Origin of the sequence: Stenotrophomonas sp. STM01 (genome assembly GCF_014852135.1) — a bacterium.
In the GTDB taxonomy this organism is placed as follows: domain Bacteria; phylum Pseudomonadota; class Gammaproteobacteria; order Xanthomonadales; family Xanthomonadaceae; genus Stenotrophomonas; species Stenotrophomonas capsici.
The window spans coordinates 489064-504856 of sequence record NZ_JACVBA010000002.1 but is presented as its reverse complement, the minus strand read 5'-3'; the positions used below and the strand labels follow the sequence as shown (position 1 = coordinate 504856).

General features: G+C 69.7%; 15 protein-coding genes. 3 read left to right on the top strand and 12 right to left on the bottom strand.

The window, feature by feature from the left end:
* Positions 1–4: 4 nt before the first annotated feature.
* The 4 genes from IB227_RS12160 to IB227_RS12145 all read right to left on the bottom strand — a co-directional run bounded on the left by IB227_RS12160 (position 5) and on the right by IB227_RS12145 (position 3060).
* Positions 5–340 carry a DUF6172 family protein gene (locus tag IB227_RS12160; protein ID WP_192287611.1) on the bottom strand — a complete coding sequence of 112 codons (336 nt, stop codon included), beginning with the start codon at positions 338–340 and terminating at the stop codon, positions 5–7.
* An 82-nt stretch (positions 341–422) separates the two neighbouring features.
* On the bottom strand, positions 423–1094 hold the full coding sequence (locus IB227_RS12155; RefSeq protein ID WP_192287931.1) for a class I SAM-dependent methyltransferase: 672 nt from the start codon (positions 1092–1094) through the stop codon (positions 423–425).
* 23 nt (positions 1095–1117) lie between these two features.
* A complete protein-coding gene (locus tag IB227_RS12150; RefSeq protein ID WP_192287610.1) occupies positions 1118–1774 on the bottom strand; it encodes an SGNH/GDSL hydrolase family protein in 657 nt (218 codons plus the stop codon).
* A 5-nt stretch (positions 1775–1779) separates the two neighbouring features.
* Positions 1780–3060, bottom strand: coding sequence for a pyridoxal phosphate-dependent aminotransferase (locus IB227_RS12145; protein ID WP_192287609.1), 1281 nt, complete (start codon positions 3058–3060; stop codon positions 1780–1782).
* A gap of 253 nt (positions 3061–3313) precedes the next feature.
* Here IB227_RS12145 and rsgA point away from each other — a divergent pair, with 253 nt between their 5' ends.
* On the top strand, positions 3314–4411 hold the full coding sequence (rsgA, locus tag IB227_RS12140; RefSeq protein ID WP_192287608.1) for a ribosome small subunit-dependent GTPase A: 1098 nt from the start codon (positions 3314–3316) through the stop codon (positions 4409–4411).
* A 23-nt stretch (positions 4412–4434) separates the two neighbouring features.
* Positions 4435–5706, top strand: coding sequence for a flavohemoglobin expression-modulating QEGLA motif protein (locus IB227_RS12135; protein ID WP_225591809.1), 1272 nt, complete (start codon positions 4435–4437; stop codon positions 5704–5706).
* A 6-nt stretch (positions 5707–5712) separates the two neighbouring features.
* On the opposite strand, the gene IB227_RS12130 is transcribed toward IB227_RS12135, so the two are convergent.
* From IB227_RS12130 to IB227_RS12095, 8 genes are all read right to left on the bottom strand, one after another.
* Positions 5713–6951, bottom strand: a complete 1239-nt coding sequence (locus IB227_RS12130) for an FAD-dependent oxidoreductase (protein WP_192287607.1) — start codon at positions 6949–6951, stop codon at positions 5713–5715.
* 88 nt (positions 6952–7039) lie between these two features.
* Positions 7040–8245 (bottom strand): sodium/glutamate symporter, encoded by a 1206-nt coding sequence (gltS, locus tag IB227_RS12125; RefSeq protein ID WP_192287606.1) that lies wholly within the window; start codon positions 8243–8245, stop codon positions 7040–7042.
* Between the two features lie 119 nt (positions 8246–8364).
* Positions 8365–8760, bottom strand: a complete 396-nt coding sequence (locus IB227_RS12120) for a RidA family protein (RefSeq protein WP_192287605.1) — start codon at positions 8758–8760, stop codon at positions 8365–8367.
* Between the two features lie 25 nt (positions 8761–8785).
* Positions 8786–10222 (bottom strand): D-aminoacylase, encoded by a 1437-nt coding sequence (locus IB227_RS12115; protein WP_192287604.1) that lies wholly within the window; start codon positions 10220–10222, stop codon positions 8786–8788.
* Positions 10223–10225: 3 nt separating this feature from the next.
* Positions 10226–11101, bottom strand: a complete 876-nt coding sequence (locus IB227_RS12110; RefSeq protein ID WP_132865568.1) for a MurR/RpiR family transcriptional regulator — start codon at positions 11099–11101, stop codon at positions 10226–10228.
* A 3-nt stretch (positions 11102–11104) separates the two neighbouring features.
* Positions 11105–12460, bottom strand: coding sequence for a gluconate:H+ symporter (locus IB227_RS12105; RefSeq protein WP_192287603.1), 1356 nt, complete (start codon positions 12458–12460; stop codon positions 11105–11107).
* 26 nt (positions 12461–12486) lie between these two features.
* Positions 12487–13755: an amino acid deaminase gene (locus IB227_RS12100; protein ID WP_192287602.1), complete on the bottom strand. Its 1269-nt coding sequence runs from the start codon at positions 13753–13755 to the stop codon at positions 12487–12489.
* A 111-nt stretch (positions 13756–13866) separates the two neighbouring features.
* Positions 13867–15012 carry a porin gene (locus IB227_RS12095; RefSeq protein ID WP_192287601.1) on the bottom strand — a complete coding sequence of 382 codons (1146 nt, stop codon included), beginning with the start codon at positions 15010–15012 and terminating at the stop codon, positions 13867–13869.
* 119 nt (positions 15013–15131) lie between these two features.
* Between IB227_RS12095 and IB227_RS12090 the strand changes: the two genes are divergently transcribed.
* Positions 15132–15791: a response regulator transcription factor gene (locus IB227_RS12090; RefSeq protein ID WP_132865564.1), complete on the top strand. Its 660-nt coding sequence runs from the start codon at positions 15132–15134 to the stop codon at positions 15789–15791.
* The last annotated feature ends 2 nt before the right edge of the window (positions 15792–15793 follow it).

Below are 15793 nucleotides of genomic sequence, written 5' to 3'. Positions count from 1 at the left end.
GGTTTCAATCCTCGAAATCGCTTTCCGGCGAGGTTTCCGGGGTCGGCTCGGGCTTCGGGCGCGGGGTGCGCTTGCCGGGCTTGCTGACCACCTCGACGTAGAACTGCGTGTTGCCGGCGGCCACCAGTGCGTCCACCGCGCGGATCAGGGTGCCGAATTCCACCGGCTCGGCGCTGGCTTCGTCGACGCCGGCCTTGCTGTCGAACTCCCAGACATCGGCACCGGCGGGCAGGGTCTTGCCGCGCTCGCGCTTGATGTACTTGCGGATGTCGTGCTTGCTGGCTTCCAGCAGGCGGTCGGGATGCTTGCCTTCGATGTCGAGGCGGTAGGTTCTCTTCACGTGGATCTCGTTGGTGTGCCGGCCCGGTCGGGCGGCAGGAATGGAATGGGGCGATTATCGGCGCAAACGGCTGAGTCGTGCCTCAACTGCGTTGCGCCACCACCAGCCAGTTGTTGAACGGGGTACGCCCGTACAGGGGGGTGATGCGCACCGACAGCCCGGCCTGCTGCAGTTGTGCCTGCAGGCTGTCGGCGTCGGGGTAGTGGCGGGGGCGGAACTGCATCCAGCCGATCAGGTGGGCGGCGCGGTCGCCCAGCCGCGAGATCCGTCCGCGCCGGGTGTGGTCGGCCAGCGCCATGCGCATCACCAGCCGGCTGTCGTCATCGAGCATGGCCGCGGCACGTTGCAGCAGGTGGGCCTGGGCCGCGGCCGGCAGGTACTGCAGCACGTCGAGGATGGCCACGCTGCCGCGGTGCTCGGGCAAGGTGGTGGCCAGGTCCATCCGTTCGAAGCAGGTGGCGTCCAGGCCGCTGCGCGCGGCTACGTCACGGCCGCGGTCGACCTTGGCCGCGTCGTTGTCCACGCCGTGATAGGGCAGGTGCTGGCCGTCACGGCGCAATGCGTGGGCCAGCAGGCCCAGCCCGCAGCCCATGTCCAGCACCGGCGCGCGGGTGCCGCGCAGGGCGTCCAGCACGCCGGGATACAACGGGTCGCTGCGCAACTTGGAGAGCGTGTAGTAGTAGTCCCAGCGGTTGCCCCAGGGCCTGACGGGGGCGAAGGCGCGGGCGATGGCGCGGGCATCCTCGGCCGACAGGGCTACCTTGGCACCGTGCCCGGTCACGCGGCGGGGGGCGCCTTGAGCAGTGCGCTGGCCACCGGCAGGGCCTGTTCCATCCAGCGCCGGTACATCCGCGCGGAAGGATGCAGCCCGTCGTCCGCCAGCATCGCCGGTTCCGCGCCGCCGTCGCGGCTGGCCGGGGTGATGTCGACGAAGGCCACGCCGTAATCGCCGCAACAGGCATGCGCGGCGGCGTTGAAGTCGTCGATCTCGCGGGCGACCTGCGCCGCGTCGCGGCCGTTGTGCTGCGCATAAGGGGTGAAGCCCCAGTCCGGCGTGGACAGCACCAGCACCCGCGCCGGATTCTCGTCGGCCAGCGCGATCGCGCGCTGCAGCAATTGCTCGAACTGCTGCCGGTACTCGGCCAGCGGGCGGCCGCGGTACTGGTTGTTGACCCCGATCAGCAGGCTGACCAGGGCATACGGGCCCTGCGGCGCGGCGGTATCGATGGCCGCGGCCAGCTCGTCGGTGGTCCAGCCGGTGGTGGCGATCACCTCCGGGTTGGCCAGCGCGATGCCGTCCGCGCGCAGCGCGGCGGCCAACTGGAACGGCCAGGTGCCTTCGGTCGGCACGCCTTCGCCGATGGTGTAGGAATCGCCCAGCGCCAGATAACGCGGTGCGGCCGATTCGATGCTGGCCCCGGAGATTCCGCTCACGCGGCTCACCCTGCGCGGGCGACGGCGGCGCGGCCCTTTAGCGGGACCACCTTGGTCACCGCTTCGGCACGGCGGGCCAGCAGCTTGTCGATGCGGCCGAATACCTCGCGCATCACGCCGGCCTCCGGCAGCAGGGTCACGCGGAAGTGGTTGCGGTAGGGCACGTTGAAGCTGGAACCGGGCACCACCAGCACGCCTTCCTCCTCCATGAGCTGCAGGGCGAAGTCGTGGTCGTCGAAGCCCTGCGCGGCCGGGCCGACCACCGCCGGGAACGCATACAGCGCGCCGGACGGCGCGACCAGTGACAGGTGCTCGCTGGCGGCGCAGGCGTCGATCACCGCACGGCGGGTCTCGTACAGGCGGCCACCGGGCGAGCACAGCTCGGTGATGGTGTCCGGGCCGTTGACCGCGGCCTCGATGGCGTACTGGCCGGGCACGTTGGCGCACAGGCGCAGCGCGCTGAGCAGGTCCAGCGCGGCACGGAACTCCCCCAGGCGCTCGGCGGCGCCGGACAGCAGCATCCAGCCCACGCGCCAGCCACAGGCGCGGTGCACTTTGCTCAGGCCGCTGAAGGTCAGGCACGGGTGGTCACCGGCCAGCGGTGCGACCGGCTGGAACTGCGCGCCGTCGTAGAGGATCTGGTCGTAGATCTCGTCCACCATCAGCAGCAGGTTGTGCTTGCGGGCGATGGCGACGATCTTTTCCAGCAGCTCGCGCGGGTAGCTGGCGCCGGCCGGGTTGTTCGGGTTGATCAGCACGATGGCGCGGGTGCGCGAGGACACCAGCGTCTCGATCTCCACCGGGTCGGGCAGGAAGCCGTTCTCCGGCTTGCAACGGTAGTAGACCGGGCGGCCGTCATTGAGGATGGTGGCCGCCGACCACAGCGGGTAGTCGGGCGAGGGCACCAGCACTTCGTCGCCCGGGTTGAGCAGGGCGCGCAGCGACAGGTCGATCAGCTCGGACACGCCGTTGCCCAGGAACACCCGGTCGGCCACCGCATCGGGGGCGCCACGGCGGGCATAGGCGGCGGCGATCGCCTCGCGTGCCACCGGCAGGCCCTGCTGGTGGGTGTACGGGTCGGTGCGGCCCATGTCGTCGGCGATGGCGTGCTGCAGGTGCGCAGGCGCACGGAACCCGAAGTTGCCGGGGTTGCCGATGTTGAGCTTGATCAGCTTGCGGCCCTGGGCCTCCAGCTCGCGGGCTCGCCGGGCCAGCTCACCACGGATCTCGTAGCGGACTTCGGACAGGCGTTCACGGGTGGCGAGCGGTTTGGCGGGGCTTGACATTTCTGCAGGGCCATCAAGGGCATGGAGCCTGCATGGTAGCGGAATTGTTGCGTTGCGGGGCGAAGGTTCCAATGCGAACCAACGCCCCGTGCCGCAACCGTTCCGAAGGGCTTCCCCCACCCTTGCAGCGCAGCGGAAGGGGAGGGCCGGGGAGGGGGCGCTCTGGCCGTGGCCGTCGCCGTTCCCCCTATCTTCCAGCGCAACGGAAGGGGCGGGTCCGGGAGCGGTCGCTCTGGCCTTGTAGAATTGCCCGATGACAGAAGCCTTCGATTTCACCCCGCTCCGCAGCATCGGCTGGCCCTGGCCCGGCGCTCCCGAGGACCCGGCCTGGCAGGCCGCTTTCGCCGCGCACCCCCAGGCCCGGCCGGGGCGGGTGATCGAACAGCATCGTTCCGGCTACGTGGTGGCCGACGCGCCGGAGCACAGCCTGAAGACCGAATCGCCGCCGGAATGGCAGCGGCCGCGCTTCCCCAGCCACGAGCGCGCGGCGGTGGGCGACTGGGTGCTGCTGGACGGCATCCGCATCGTCGCGCTGCTGCCGCGGCGCACCTCGATCAAGCGCGGCGCGGCCGGCGAGCATTACCACCAGCAGGTGATCGCGGCCAACATCGACACGGTGTTCATCGTCTGCGGGCTGGATGCGGACTTCAACCCCCGCCGCATCGAGCGCTACCTGTTGCTGGTGGGCGGTGGTGGCGCGGCACCGGTGGTGGTGCTGACCAAGGCCGACCAGACCGAGTACAGCGAAGACGCGCTGGCCGTGCTGGAAGACCTGGCCGCCCAGCAGATCCCGCTGCTGGCGATCAACGGCAAGGACCCGGCCAGCGTGGCCGCGCTGGAGCCCTGGCTGCAGCCGGGCAACACCGTGGTGCTGGTGGGCTCGTCCGGCGCCGGCAAATCCACGCTCACCAACACGTTGCTGGGCGAAGACCGGATGAAGACCAACAGCGTGCGCGAGAACGATTCGCGCGGCCGCCACACCACCACGCACCGTGCGCTGATGCCGCTGCCGACCGGCGCCTGCCTGATCGACACCCCGGGCATGCGCGAGTTGAAGCCCACCGGCGAGGAGATGCTTTCCGAGGGCGGCTTCGCCGACATCGAGGCGCTGACCACGCAGTGCCGTTTCCGCGATTGCGCGCACCAGCAGGAACCCGGCTGCGCGGTGCGCGAGGCGATCGAGAACGGCGAGATCGAAGAGAGCCGGGTACTGAACTACTTCAAGCTGCGCGAGGAAGTGGCCATCGCCGCGGCCAAGCTGGCGCAGCGCCAGGCCGAGCAGGCCAGCGAGCGCAGGAACAGCGGCCGTGGCGCGCAGTGGCGCCCGGTCGGCAAGGGCAAGCGGCGCTGAGCGTCGCGGCCGGTGACGGGGCAATGTTCGAGGCAACCATGGGCAAGACCATCCGCAACCACGACCCGGCCATCACCCACCACGCGGCACTGGACGCGCGCATGGTGGAGGCGGTGCGCGGCATCCGCCTGCTCGGCCTGACCAGCTGGCCGGCATCGACGCAGGCGCCGTTCCTGCAGAGCGTGGCGCGTGGCCGGCCCGAACTGCCGCAGGTGGCCTACCCCCGGCTGGATTTCAGTGATGCACGGCGCGAGCTGGACGCGATCCTGGGCCAGTGTGATGGGAGCCACCCGCTCGGTGCCTACGTGCAGGACTCCGCGCGCAGTTGGGACCTTGCCGCGCGCCTGCTCGAAGCGCTGGGAACGCCGGAGGTGGACCGCTACTCCACCGAACTGTTCGGCGTGCCCGAGCAGCCGATGCCCGGCAACGGCCCGACCACGCGCGAGGCCGCACAGCACTTCATCCAGATCGCGCAGGAGCTGGACCACGAACTGCTTGCCCCCGAGGAGCAGGTGCCGGTGTCGTCCATCGCGCTGCAGTTGCAGCTGCAGGGGGACCTGGACGACTTCTTCGGCGGGCGGGTGATCAGCGTCGAACTGGACCCGGCGCTGATCGCCAAGGCCGCCGCCGGCGCCACCCGCATCCGCGTGCGCACCAGTGCCTGCTTCAGCGCCTATGACCGCGCGCAGCTGTTCCACCATGAAGCGCTGGTGCATTCGCTGACCGCACTCAACGGCCGCGAGCAGGCGGTGCTGCCGAGCCTGGCGTTGTCCTCGCCGCGCATCACCACCACCCAGGAAGGCCTGGCCACGTTCGCCGAGCAGATCACCGGCAGCATCGACATCCAGCGGCTAAAGCGCATCAGCCTGCGCATCGAGGCGATCGCGATGGCGCGCGACGGCGCGGACTTCATCCAGGTGTTCGAGTATTTCCGCCAGGCCGGGCAGACCGCCGAGGAGAGCTTCTCCTCGGCCCAGCGCGTGTTCCGTGGCGTGCCTACCGGCGGGGGCGCGGCCTTCACCAAGGACACGGTGTACCTGCGTGGCCTGGTCTCGGTGCATACCTTCTTCCGGCAGATGCTGCGCGAGGAAAAGCTGCAGGTCTGCCGCTGGCTGTTCGCCGGCAAGATGACGCTGGGCGACGCGCAGGCACTGGCGCCGCTGTTCGAGGCCGGGGTGCTGGCACCGCCGCGCTGGCTGCCGCACTGGATCACCCGCGCCAATGGCCTGGCCGGCGCGCTGGCGTTCTCGCTGTTCGCCAACCGCATCCGCATGGACCAGATCGGCGAACGCTGACGCGACTCAGGGCGCGCCGAGCAGTTGGCTGACCGCGCGTTCGCCGCTGCCCATCGCAAGGGTCCAGCCGAGCATGCCGTGGCCGATGTTGCAGCCCAGCCCATCGCCGAGGTTGCGGATGATCGGCGAGGTCCACGGCGTGACCGGGCGCAGGCCCGCCCAGCGGCTTTCGATGCGTGTGTAGTCCGCCGCTTCCGGCAACGAGGCCTGGGCCATGGCGACCAGTTGCGCCATGCGGGTCGGATCGGGCGCCGGGTCCCAGTCGTTGAGGTCGGCCAGGCCGGCTACGCGGATGCGCTCGCCCAGCCGGCAGAACACCAGCTTGCGCTTGGTGTCGGTGATGCTGACCTGCGGCGCGTTGGCCCCGCAGGGCGCGGTGAACGAGTACCCCTTGATCGCCATCACCGGCACGCGCATGCCGGCCGGCCGCAGCAGGCGCGCGCTGTCGATGCCGGCGCAGACCAGCACGCGCGGTGCCTGCGCCCGGCGCCCGTCGGCGGCCTGCAGCTGCCATTGGCCGTCGCGGCGCTGCAGGGCGCGGGTGTCGAAGTCGAACGCGGCCTGCACCGGATACTGGCCGGTGAGGATGTCCTGCAATCCGGTACTGAACAGGTAGGGGTCGCCGGCTTCCTCCTCGGGCGAGTACACCGCGCCGGCCAGCCACGGCGCGCCGTGCAGCGCCGGTTCGATGCGGCGTGCCTCCTCGGCATCGACCAGCCGCTGGTGCACGCCGTAGGGCTGCTTCAGCGCGATCATGCCGGCCGCGCCCTGCACACCCTCGGTGCTGGGATACAGGTGCAGCTTGCCGGAGACGACGTGTTCGAACGCGATGGGATGGCGTTGCAGCAAGGCCTGCATGGCCTGGCGCGATTCCAGCGCCAGTTCCAGCGTGGCCAGCGTATTGCGGCGCAGTGCGCCGGCATTGGCCTGGCGCAGGAACGACAGGCCCCAGCGCACGAAGTCCAGGTCCGCCGACCAGTGCGTGCGGAATGCGCCGTTGCGGCCGAAGGCCATCTGCGGCAGCTGCCCCCACGTGGCCGGGCCGGCCATCGCGTCGGTGTAGACGTAGCTCAGCTGCGCGCCGTTGGCGAAGGACGTGCCCAGCGCAGGACCGGCGTTGCGGTCCACCAGCAACACCGATGCGCCGCGCCGTGCAGCGGCGTAGGCACTGGCCAGGCCAACCACGCCGGCACCGATGATGATCAGGTCATGGCCGGTGGCAAGGGGGGCAGCGGATGCGGTCATCGGGGGAAACGCACGCGGTGGACGGAATTGGCCATTGTCGCGCCAACCCGCACCCATGGGCACGGGTGTGGCGCACGGAACCGGCCGCTCAGTGCGGCCAGAAGTTCAGGAAGCCGGTGATGATCAGCGCGTTGATGAAGTCGATGAAGAACGCGCCCACCAGCGGTGCCACCAGGAATGCACGCGGTGCCGGGCCATAGCGCTGGGCCAGGCGGCGCATCACCGCCATCGCGTTGGCGGTGGTGCCGAGCATGAAGCCGATGAAGCCGCCGCCCATCACCGCCGCGTCGTAGTCGCGGCCCATCAGCCAGTAGATCGGCACCGCGAACAACGCGACCACGGCCACCTGGATGACCAGGTTGACCAGCAGTGGCAGGCCCATGCCGGCCAGTTCCCACAGTTTCAGGTCCATCAGGGCGATGGCCAGGAACAGCGCAAGGCAGATGTTGCCGATCAGGTCGGTGGTCGGCACCGACAGCTTGACCCAGCCGGTGTAGTCGTCCACGTTGCGGATCACCGCGCCGACCAGCATCGCGCCGATGTAGGTGGGCAGGGTCAGGCCGATGCCTTCGAAGCCCTTGCCGACCCAGACGCCCAGCCACATCGCCATCAGCAGCACGACGATGCTCTTGAGTGCGTCGAACTCGCGGGCCGATTCACTGGGGTAGCGCACCACCACCGATTCCTCGGCCAGCTGCTCGGCTTCGGTGACCTTCTTGTTCGGGTGCTGCACCTTGAAGCGTTGCATCAGCACGGTGATCACCGGGCCACCCACCAGGCCGCCGCAGATGATGCCGGCCATCGCGGCGGTGACCGCCAGGCTCTCGGCACCGGCCAGGCCTGCCTTCTCGAACAGGGGCGCGAACGCCAGGCCGGTGGCCGGGCCACCGGTCAGCGTGGCCGAGCCGGCCAGCACGCCGAACATCGGGTTCAGGCCGAACAGTTTGGCCACGCTGATGCCGATCAGGTTCTGCAGCACCGCGAACACGCTGCCGATCAGCAGGAACAACATCACCTGCTTGCCGCTGACGCGCAGCAGGCGCACGCTGGCATTGATGCCCAGGGTGGTGAAGAAGGCCACCATCAGCGGTGTCTTGAGCGTGGTGTCCAGCTCGAACAGCGTGGTCTGTTGTCCATGGGCCCACCACACCGCCAACGCGACCAGCAGGCCGCCAACCACCGGTTCAGGCAGGTTGTAGCGGCGGAAGAAGGGGATGACGCGGCACAGCGCATATCCCGCGAACAGCGTCAGGCCCGCGAAGGCCACCGTCTGTACGGCATCAAGATGGATCATGGGCAGGCCCCTCAACCAGACAATCCGCGACTTTGTCGTGACTGGCGGCCAAGATCAACCCGGGCCCGATGGCACTGGTCCCTGCCGTGCCGGCGTGTATACCGGTACGGGCAGCGGATTCAGCGTTGCGGGCGCTTGTAGGCCACGCAGTCCACTTCCACCTTGCAGTCCACCACCATGCGGTTCTCCACGCAGGCGCGGGCGGGCGGGTGCTCGCCGAAGTAGTGCTTGAACACGCCGTTGAAGGCGTAGAAGTCGCGGGCATCGTCCAGCCAGACGCCGCAGCGGACCACGTGCTCGGGGCCATAGCCGGCCTCGGCCAGGATCTCCAGCACGTTGCCGATGGCCACGTGGGCCTGTTCGGTGACGGTGCCGCCGACCAGTTCGCCGTTGCGCATCGGCACCTGCCCGGACACGTACAGCCAGCCATCGGCCTGGACCGCGCGCGAGAACGGCATGTGCTGCTTGCCCTGGCCGACGCCGCCTTCGGCGCCATAGCGTGTGATGTCACTCATGGGGGGTTCCTCGGTTGGATTGCAATCAGGGGGCCGGCGCCGGCTCGGGGCGGATGAAGCGGCCCGGCCGGGCGACGACCTGCCGGCCGTCGTAGGCCAGCTGGCCGTTGACCCAGACCGCGGCGATGCCTTCGGCCGCGCGGATCGGGTCATGGAAGCTGGCGGTGTCGCGGATGCGGGCCGGGTCGAACAGCACCAGGTCGGCCCACCAGCCGGCACGCAGCTGGCCACGCGCGCCCATCGCGAAGCGCGAGGCGGGCAGGCCGGTCATCTTGTGCACGGCGGTATGCAGCGGGAACAGCTGTTCGTCGCGTGCGTAGTGGCCGAGCACGCGCGGGAACGTGCCCCACAGGCGCGGGTGCGGTCGGGGATCGCGCGGCAGGCCGTCGGAGCCGATCATGGTCAGCGGGTGGGCCAGGATGCGGCGTACGTCGGCCTCGTCCATGCAGTGGTAGACCGCGCCGGCCGGCTGCAGGCGGATCGCGGCGTCCATCAGCGACAGGTTCCAGTCGGCGGCGATCTCGGCGAGCAGGCGTCCGCCCTGGCCGGGCTCGGCCTCGGACCAGGTGATCAGGATGTCGTAGGCGTCGGTGACCTGCTTCAGGTCCAGCGTCGATGCGCTGGCCGCATAGGGGTAGCAGTCGCAGGCGACATCCTGCGTGGCCGAGGCGGACTGCAGGCGATCGAGCACCTGGTGGCTGCGGCCCCAGTTGTCGATGCCGGCGCACTTGAGGTGCGACACGCGCACGCCGGCCTGCGGTGCCCGCGCCGCGTCGAAGGCTTCTTCCATCGCGGCCAGGATGCCGGCGAACTCATCGCGCAGATGGGTCGCATACAGGCCGCCGGCCGGCAGCTCGGCGGCCAGCTCGGCCACTTCGGCGGAGGGGGCATCGAAGGCGGAGGCATAAGCCAGGCCACTGCTCAGGCCCAGTGCGCCCTGCGCCAGGCTTTCGCGCAGCTGTGCGCGCATGGCGCTGATCTCGGTGGCGCTGGCGGCACGGTCCAGCCGGTCCATGTGGTTCTGGCGCAGCGCGGTGTGGCCGACCAGTGCGGCCACGTTGACCGCCGGCCGGGCGTGCTGCACGGCATCGCGGTAGCTGGCGAAATCGGCGTAACGGAAATCGTCGGCCTCGCCGAGCAGGTTCATCGGGTCCGGCACCTCGCCGTGGATGCGCACCGGGCTGGCGCTGATGCCGCAGTTGCCGACCACCACGGTGGTCACGCCCTGGGACAGCTTGCTGCGCATGTCCGGGTTGCGGATCACCTCCAGGTCGTCGTGGGTGTGCACGTCGATGAAGCCTGGCGCCAGCGCCAGCCCCTGCGCGTCGATCACCTCGCGGGCCGGGGCATCGAGCTGGCCGATGGCGGCGATGCGGCCATCGCGGATGGCCAGGTCGGCGTGGACGCCGGCGGTGTCGCTGCCATCCAGGACCAGCGCGTTGCGGATCAGTACGTCATGCATGGATCAATCACCCAGCGGCAGGCGCGAGTCGCCGCCACGGTGGCGGTCCAGCGCCAGCTTGATGCGGCGCAGGTGCTCGTGGTTGGCATTGGCGCCATTGAGCGCGGTGGTGGTGGAAAGCACGTCGATGGCCAGCATCATCGCGTAGCGCGATGCCGAGGGCTTGAACACGAAATCGGTTTCCTCGATCTGGATCGGCAGCAGCCAGTCGCTGCGTTCGGCCAGCGCGGTGTCGGCCTGGGTGATGGCGCCCACGCGCGCGCCGTAGGTACGCGCGATGTCCACCGCCGAGACGATTTCCGGGGTGATGCCGCTGACCGACAGGGCCAGCACCAGGTCGTCCGGGCCGAGCGTGGCGGCGATGATCTTCATCATCAGTGCATCGCTGCACGCCGACACCGGCCGGCCGAAGCGCACCAGCCGGCTCTGCAGCTCCTGCGCGAATACGGTGGAACAGCCGCCCAGGCCGAAGATGTGGATCATGCGCGCGCTGCACAGCGCATCGGCCAGCGCCTGCACCACGTCTTCCTTCAGGTTGGCGATGTTGTGGCGCAGGCTTTCCTGGATGTCGTCGCAGATCTGCGCGTACAGCGCCGACACCGGCGGTGCGTTCTGCTGTTCGAGGAAGCGCTTGCCGACCGCGCTGGCCGAGGCCAGTCGCGCGCGCAGTTCGCGCACGTGTTCGCAGCCCAGCGCCTTGGCGAAGCGTGAGATGGCCGCGGCGCTGACTTCGGCGCGTTCGGCCAGTTCGCTGACGCCGTACTGCGCGGCGGCATCGACGTCGGCGAGGATGGCGTTGGCGATGCGGGCTTCCACCGGGCTGAACTCATGCAGCCGCTGGCGCAGTTCGTAGACGATGTCGAAGGTGTTCTGGGACATGGTTCAAAGCACCATGGAGAGGCCCATCACCAGCAGCAGCGCGGTGACGGAGATGAGGGTTTCAAGCACGGTCCAGGTCTTGAAGGTCTGGGCCACGCTCATGTTGAAGTATTCCTTGACCAGCCAGAAGCCGCCGTCGTTGACGTGTGACAGCACCACCGAGCCGGCGCCGGTGGCCAGCACCAGCAGTTCCGGGTGGGCGTAGCCCATCGCCGCGGCGATCGGGGCGACGATGCCGGATGCCGTGGTCATGGCGACCGTGGCCGAGCCGGTGGCGATGCGCATCAGCGCGGCCATGGTCCAGCCCATCAGTAGCGGGGACAGGTCAAAGCGCTGTGACAGGCCGATGATCTCGCTGGCCACGCCGGTGTGGACCAGGATGCCGTTGAGGCCGCCGCCGGCGCCGACCAGCAGCGTGATCGCCGCGGTCGGGGCCAGGCACTCCTGCGAGAACTTCAGGATCTGGTCGCGGTTGAAGCCGCGCAGCAGGCCCAGGGTGATGAAGCTCATCAAGGTGGCCAGCAGCAGCGCCACCACCGAGTGGCCGATGAAGCGCAGGCCGTGGTTGAGCGGCGAGCCGGGCGTGGCGATCTGGTCGGCCCAGCCGCCGAGCAGCATCAGCAGCACCGGCAGCAGCAGGGTGGCCAGGGTGATGCCGAAGCCGGGCAGCTGGTCATCGGGGATGCGGCTGTGGCCTTCGTCCAGCAGTGCCGCTTCCATCGGATTGTGCGCGGGCAGCGTCACCCGTGGTGCAACGAACCTGGCGAATACCGGGCCGGCCAGTGCCGCGGTGGGCAGGCCGACCAGCAGTGCATAGAACACGGTGCGGCCGACGTCGGCGCCGTAGGCATGCACGGCCAGCATCGCGGCCGGATGCGGCGGCACCAGCCCGTGCACCACCGACAACCCGGCGACCATCGGCAGGCCGACCAGCAGCAGCGGCACGCCGGTGCGGCGGGCGACGTTGAGCGCGATCGGGATCAGCAGCACGAAACCGACCTCGAAGAAGATCGGCAGGCCGATGCAGAAGGCGATCAGCATCATCGCCCAGTGCACGTTCTTCGGGCCGAAGCGGGCGATCAGCGTGCGCGCGATGCGTTCGGCGCCGCCGGACTCGGCCATCATCTTGCCGAGCATGGTGCCCAGCGCGACGATCAGCGCGATGTGGCCCAGCGTCTTGCCCACGCCCTGTTCGTAGGCGGGCAGGATCTCCGGGGCCGGCATGCCGGCCAGCAGGGCCAGGCCCACCGAGACCAGGGTGACGCTGATGAAGGGATTGAGCCGGAAGCGGGCGATCAGCACGATCAGTGCCAGGATCGACAGGCCGGCGTAGAGCAACAGCAGGTTTCCAGCGGTCATGCAGGCAAGCTCCCCCGTGGCGGCACTCAGAACTGCGTGGAAACGGCGCCGACGACGCGCTGCGCGTCATCGACCACCAGCAGGTGGCGCCACTTGTCGAAGGTCAGGCACGGATGGGAGATGTCGAAGCAGAGCAGGTCGCCCACGCGCAGGTCGTCGTCGGCCTGCACGTCGAGGAAGGCGTGCTGGTCCATCATCGCGCTGATCCGCCAATGCACGGCGGCGGCGCCGGGCGCGGTGTCGCCGGGGCGGTGGTGCAGGGCGGGGACCGGGAAGCCGGCATCGAAGGCGGCATCGCGCTTGCCCAGCGCGATGATCGCGCGGGTGGGTTCGGGGCGTGACTGCACGCAGGCCCACAGCCGCAGCGCCGGCTGCAGGCTGCTGCCGATGTCGCGCGCCACCGGGTTGCTGGCCTGGATGCGGGTGATTGCCTGCTGGTAGATGCCCACGTCATGGCTCAGGTAGCAGCCCGGGCGCAGGACCACCTGCGCGTCGGGGCGGCCGGACAGCGCCGAGAACTCCTCGGCCACCACGTCGAACCAGGCCGAGCCGGCGCCACTGAGCAGGGCCGGGCTGGCCGCGAAGCCGGCGTCGGCATCGATCGCCTGCCACTGCGCCAGGCTGCGCTGCAGCAGGGCGCGTACGCCGGCCTCGTCCTTGGCCACGCCTTCGTAGACCTCCACGCCGACCAGCGCCACCGCATCGGGCCAGCGGCGGATCTCGTCCAGCACCGCCTGCGCCTGGGCCGGGTCGCGCACGCCGGTGCGGCCACCGGCCATGCCGATTTCCAGCAACACCTTGAGGGTCTGCCCGCGTTGGCGGAAATAGCGGCCGAGTGCGGCCACGTTGTCGGCCGAATCGACCACGCAGGCAAACCAGAAGTCCGGGTCCTGCGCCTGCAGCTGCGCGATCAGGTCGAAGTTGCCGCGACCAACCAGCTGGTTGGCCATCAGCACGCGGCGCACGCCGTGCGCGTAGGCGCTGGCGGTCTGCGCGGCGGTGGCCAGGGTGATGCCCCACGCACCGGCGTCGAGCTGCATCCGGAACAGGGCCGGGCTCATCGTGGTCTTGCCGTGCGGCGCCAGCTGGCAGCCATAGGCCAGGCAGAAGCGGCGCATCCATTCCAGGTTGTGCCGCAGCGCCGGTTCGCTCAGCACCGCCACGGGCAGGCTGACGTCCTCATCCAGGATCGAGGCGCCCCGTGCAGCGAGGCCGGCCGGTGTCCACGGACCTCCGGCAGGCAGGCCCTTGCCTTCCAGGGGTGCTTCGGAATGAAAGTAATTTTCTTTGGACAACGTCCTTTCCCCGTGCTGGCGCGCCCGATTTGCGGCGGCCTATTGTGTATCACAGGAAGGGTTGTGTGAAAATTATTTTCTTTGCGGCAGTGTGCGGGCGACGGCCGTGGCTCAGAAGTCGAGCTGCACGCGCCCGGCGAGCACGCCGGTGTGGTCCAGGGTACGCGCGGCCAGTTCATCACGGCGGCGGGTGTCGGTCCAGTCCACCATCACCCGCAGGTGCTTGACCGCATACCAGTTCACGCCCACGGTCCAGGCATCGGCAGCCTGGTCGCGACGGGTCTGGGGCCATTGCTCGCCCTGGATGTGGTCATAGCGTGCCACCAGCTCCCAGGCGCCGCCCTCCCGGGCAGGCTTGAGCTGCACGAAGCGACCGGTGCGGGCGTCGTAGCTGCGTGGTTCGCCGGTCAACAGCCAGCTGCCCTGCACGTAGCCGGAGCGGACCCTGGCCTTCTGCTGGCCGTCGTCGTAGTGGGCGGCGCCATACTCGGCCTGCCAGGACCAGGCCTGGTGAACGCCGGCGGCCTCCAGCCCGTACTTGTCGACCTGCACGTCGCGGCCGTTGCGGAAGTCGAGCAGCAACAGGCGGCTGTTGTCACCGAAGTAGCCGGCCACGCGCGGCTGCACGCGCAGTGCCGCCGCGCCGCTGCGGCCGGGATTGTCGTAGTCCTCGCGGGCGACCGCGGCGGCCAGGTGCAGGACGTGGCCAGGCTCGCTCCACGGCACGTAGCCGGCGCGCCCGCCCAGGCCGCGGCCCTTCACCTTCCAGGCGTCGATGCTTTCCAGGCTGTAGGCGCTGCCGCTCCAGAACAGGCCGTCCCGGTAACCGTTTGCGCCCACGCCGAGCCGGTAGGTCGGGGCCAGCGTCTGCGCCAGGTAGCTGCGCTCGAGCGTCGGGATGTGGTTGGCGCTGGCGCGGTCGTCCAGGGTGAAGAACTGCTTGAACTGGCCCACCGTCACCGTGGTGGTGCCGAAGCGGCGCGCCAGATAGACATCGCGCGCCACCGGGCGGTGGCCGGCGAAGTCGCCCTCGAACTTGTAGTCGACGCCGTGGAAACTGCCCGAGGCGGCCAGCCACGCGGCACGCAGGTCATCGTTGTCACGCTCGCGGCTGCCGCGGTCATCGTTGTCGAAGCGCGCCACGTCGTAGTACAGGCGGCCGCTGAACTTGATGCTGACATCATCACTGGCATGCGCGGCCGGTGCGAGGGCCGGCAGCAACAGGGCGGACAACAACGGGATGCGGGAGCGTTGCATGGGCTGGCTGTGCCTGTGGGGATACCGGGTCGGGAGGCGGACCATAGCAGCCTGGCCGTGGCGGCCAATAACGCATTGGTAGTAGGGCGAGCGGCCGGGGTGCGTGCCACACTGGCGGCATGAACCTGGCCAAGGTCCTCGTCGCCGATGATCACCCGCTGTTCCGCGCGGCGGTGCTGCATGCGCTGCGCGATGGCGTGGCGGTCGGGCAGACGCTGGAGGTGGCCAGCGCCTCGGCCCTGACCCAGGCGCTGGACGAGCACCCGGAGGTGGACCTGGTGCTGCTCGACCTGAGCATGCCCGGGGCACGCGGCTTCTCCTCGCTGGTGTGGTTGCGCGGCGAGCGCCCGGACATCCCGGTCATCATCATTTCCTCCAACGACCACCCGCGGGTGATCCGGCGCGCGCAGCAGTTCGGTGCGGTCGGCTTCATTCCCAAGTCGGCGCCGGTGGAGGCCATCCGCAACGCGGTCACCGCGGTGATGGCCGGCGACACCTGCTTCCCGCCGCTGGCGGCCGAGCGCTCCGAGCGCGATGCGTTGCTGGCCGCGCGCCTGGCCCGGCTGACCCCGCAGCAGTTCCGGGTGCTGGTGTGCGTGGCCGATGGCCTGCTCAACAAGCAGATCGCCTACGAGCTGGGGTTGGCCGAGAACACGGTCAAGGTGCATGTCACTGCGATCCTGAAGAAGCTCGAATGCAACAGCCGCACGCAGGCGGCGTTGCTGGTCAAGGCGCTGGAGCCGGAAGGCGACCCCGGCCTGCCCGACGCGGGCGCCTGAGC

Coding starts and splice junctions, on each gene's coding strand:
- IB227_RS12130 (WP_192287607.1), bottom strand. CDS start 6,951: ATGACCGCATCCGCTGCCCCCCTTGCCACCGGCCATGACCTGATCATC.
- IB227_RS12135 (WP_225591809.1), top strand. CDS start 4,435: ATGTTCGAGGCAACCATGGGCAAGACCATCCGCAACCACGACCCGGCC.
- IB227_RS12145 (WP_192287609.1), bottom strand. CDS start 3,060: ATGTCAAGCCCCGCCAAACCGCTCGCCACCCGTGAACGCCTGTCCGAA.
- IB227_RS12105 (WP_192287603.1), bottom strand. CDS start 12,460: ATGACCGCTGGAAACCTGCTGTTGCTCTACGCCGGCCTGTCGATCCTG.
- IB227_RS12120 (WP_192287605.1), bottom strand. CDS start 8,760: ATGAGTGACATCACACGCTATGGCGCCGAAGGCGGCGTCGGCCAGGGC.
- rsgA (WP_192287608.1), top strand. CDS start 3,314: ATGACAGAAGCCTTCGATTTCACCCCGCTCCGCAGCATCGGCTGGCCC.
- IB227_RS12110 (WP_132865568.1), bottom strand. CDS start 11,101: ATGTCCCAGAACACCTTCGACATCGTCTACGAACTGCGCCAGCGGCTG.
- IB227_RS12090 (WP_132865564.1), top strand. CDS start 15,132: ATGAACCTGGCCAAGGTCCTCGTCGCCGATGATCACCCGCTGTTCCGC.
- gltS (WP_192287606.1), bottom strand. CDS start 8,245: ATGATCCATCTTGATGCCGTACAGACGGTGGCCTTCGCGGGCCTGACG.
- IB227_RS12115 (WP_192287604.1), bottom strand. CDS start 10,222: ATGCATGACGTACTGATCCGCAACGCGCTGGTCCTGGATGGCAGCGAC.
- IB227_RS12095 (WP_192287601.1), bottom strand. CDS start 15,012: ATGCAACGCTCCCGCATCCCGTTGTTGTCCGCCCTGTTGCTGCCGGCC.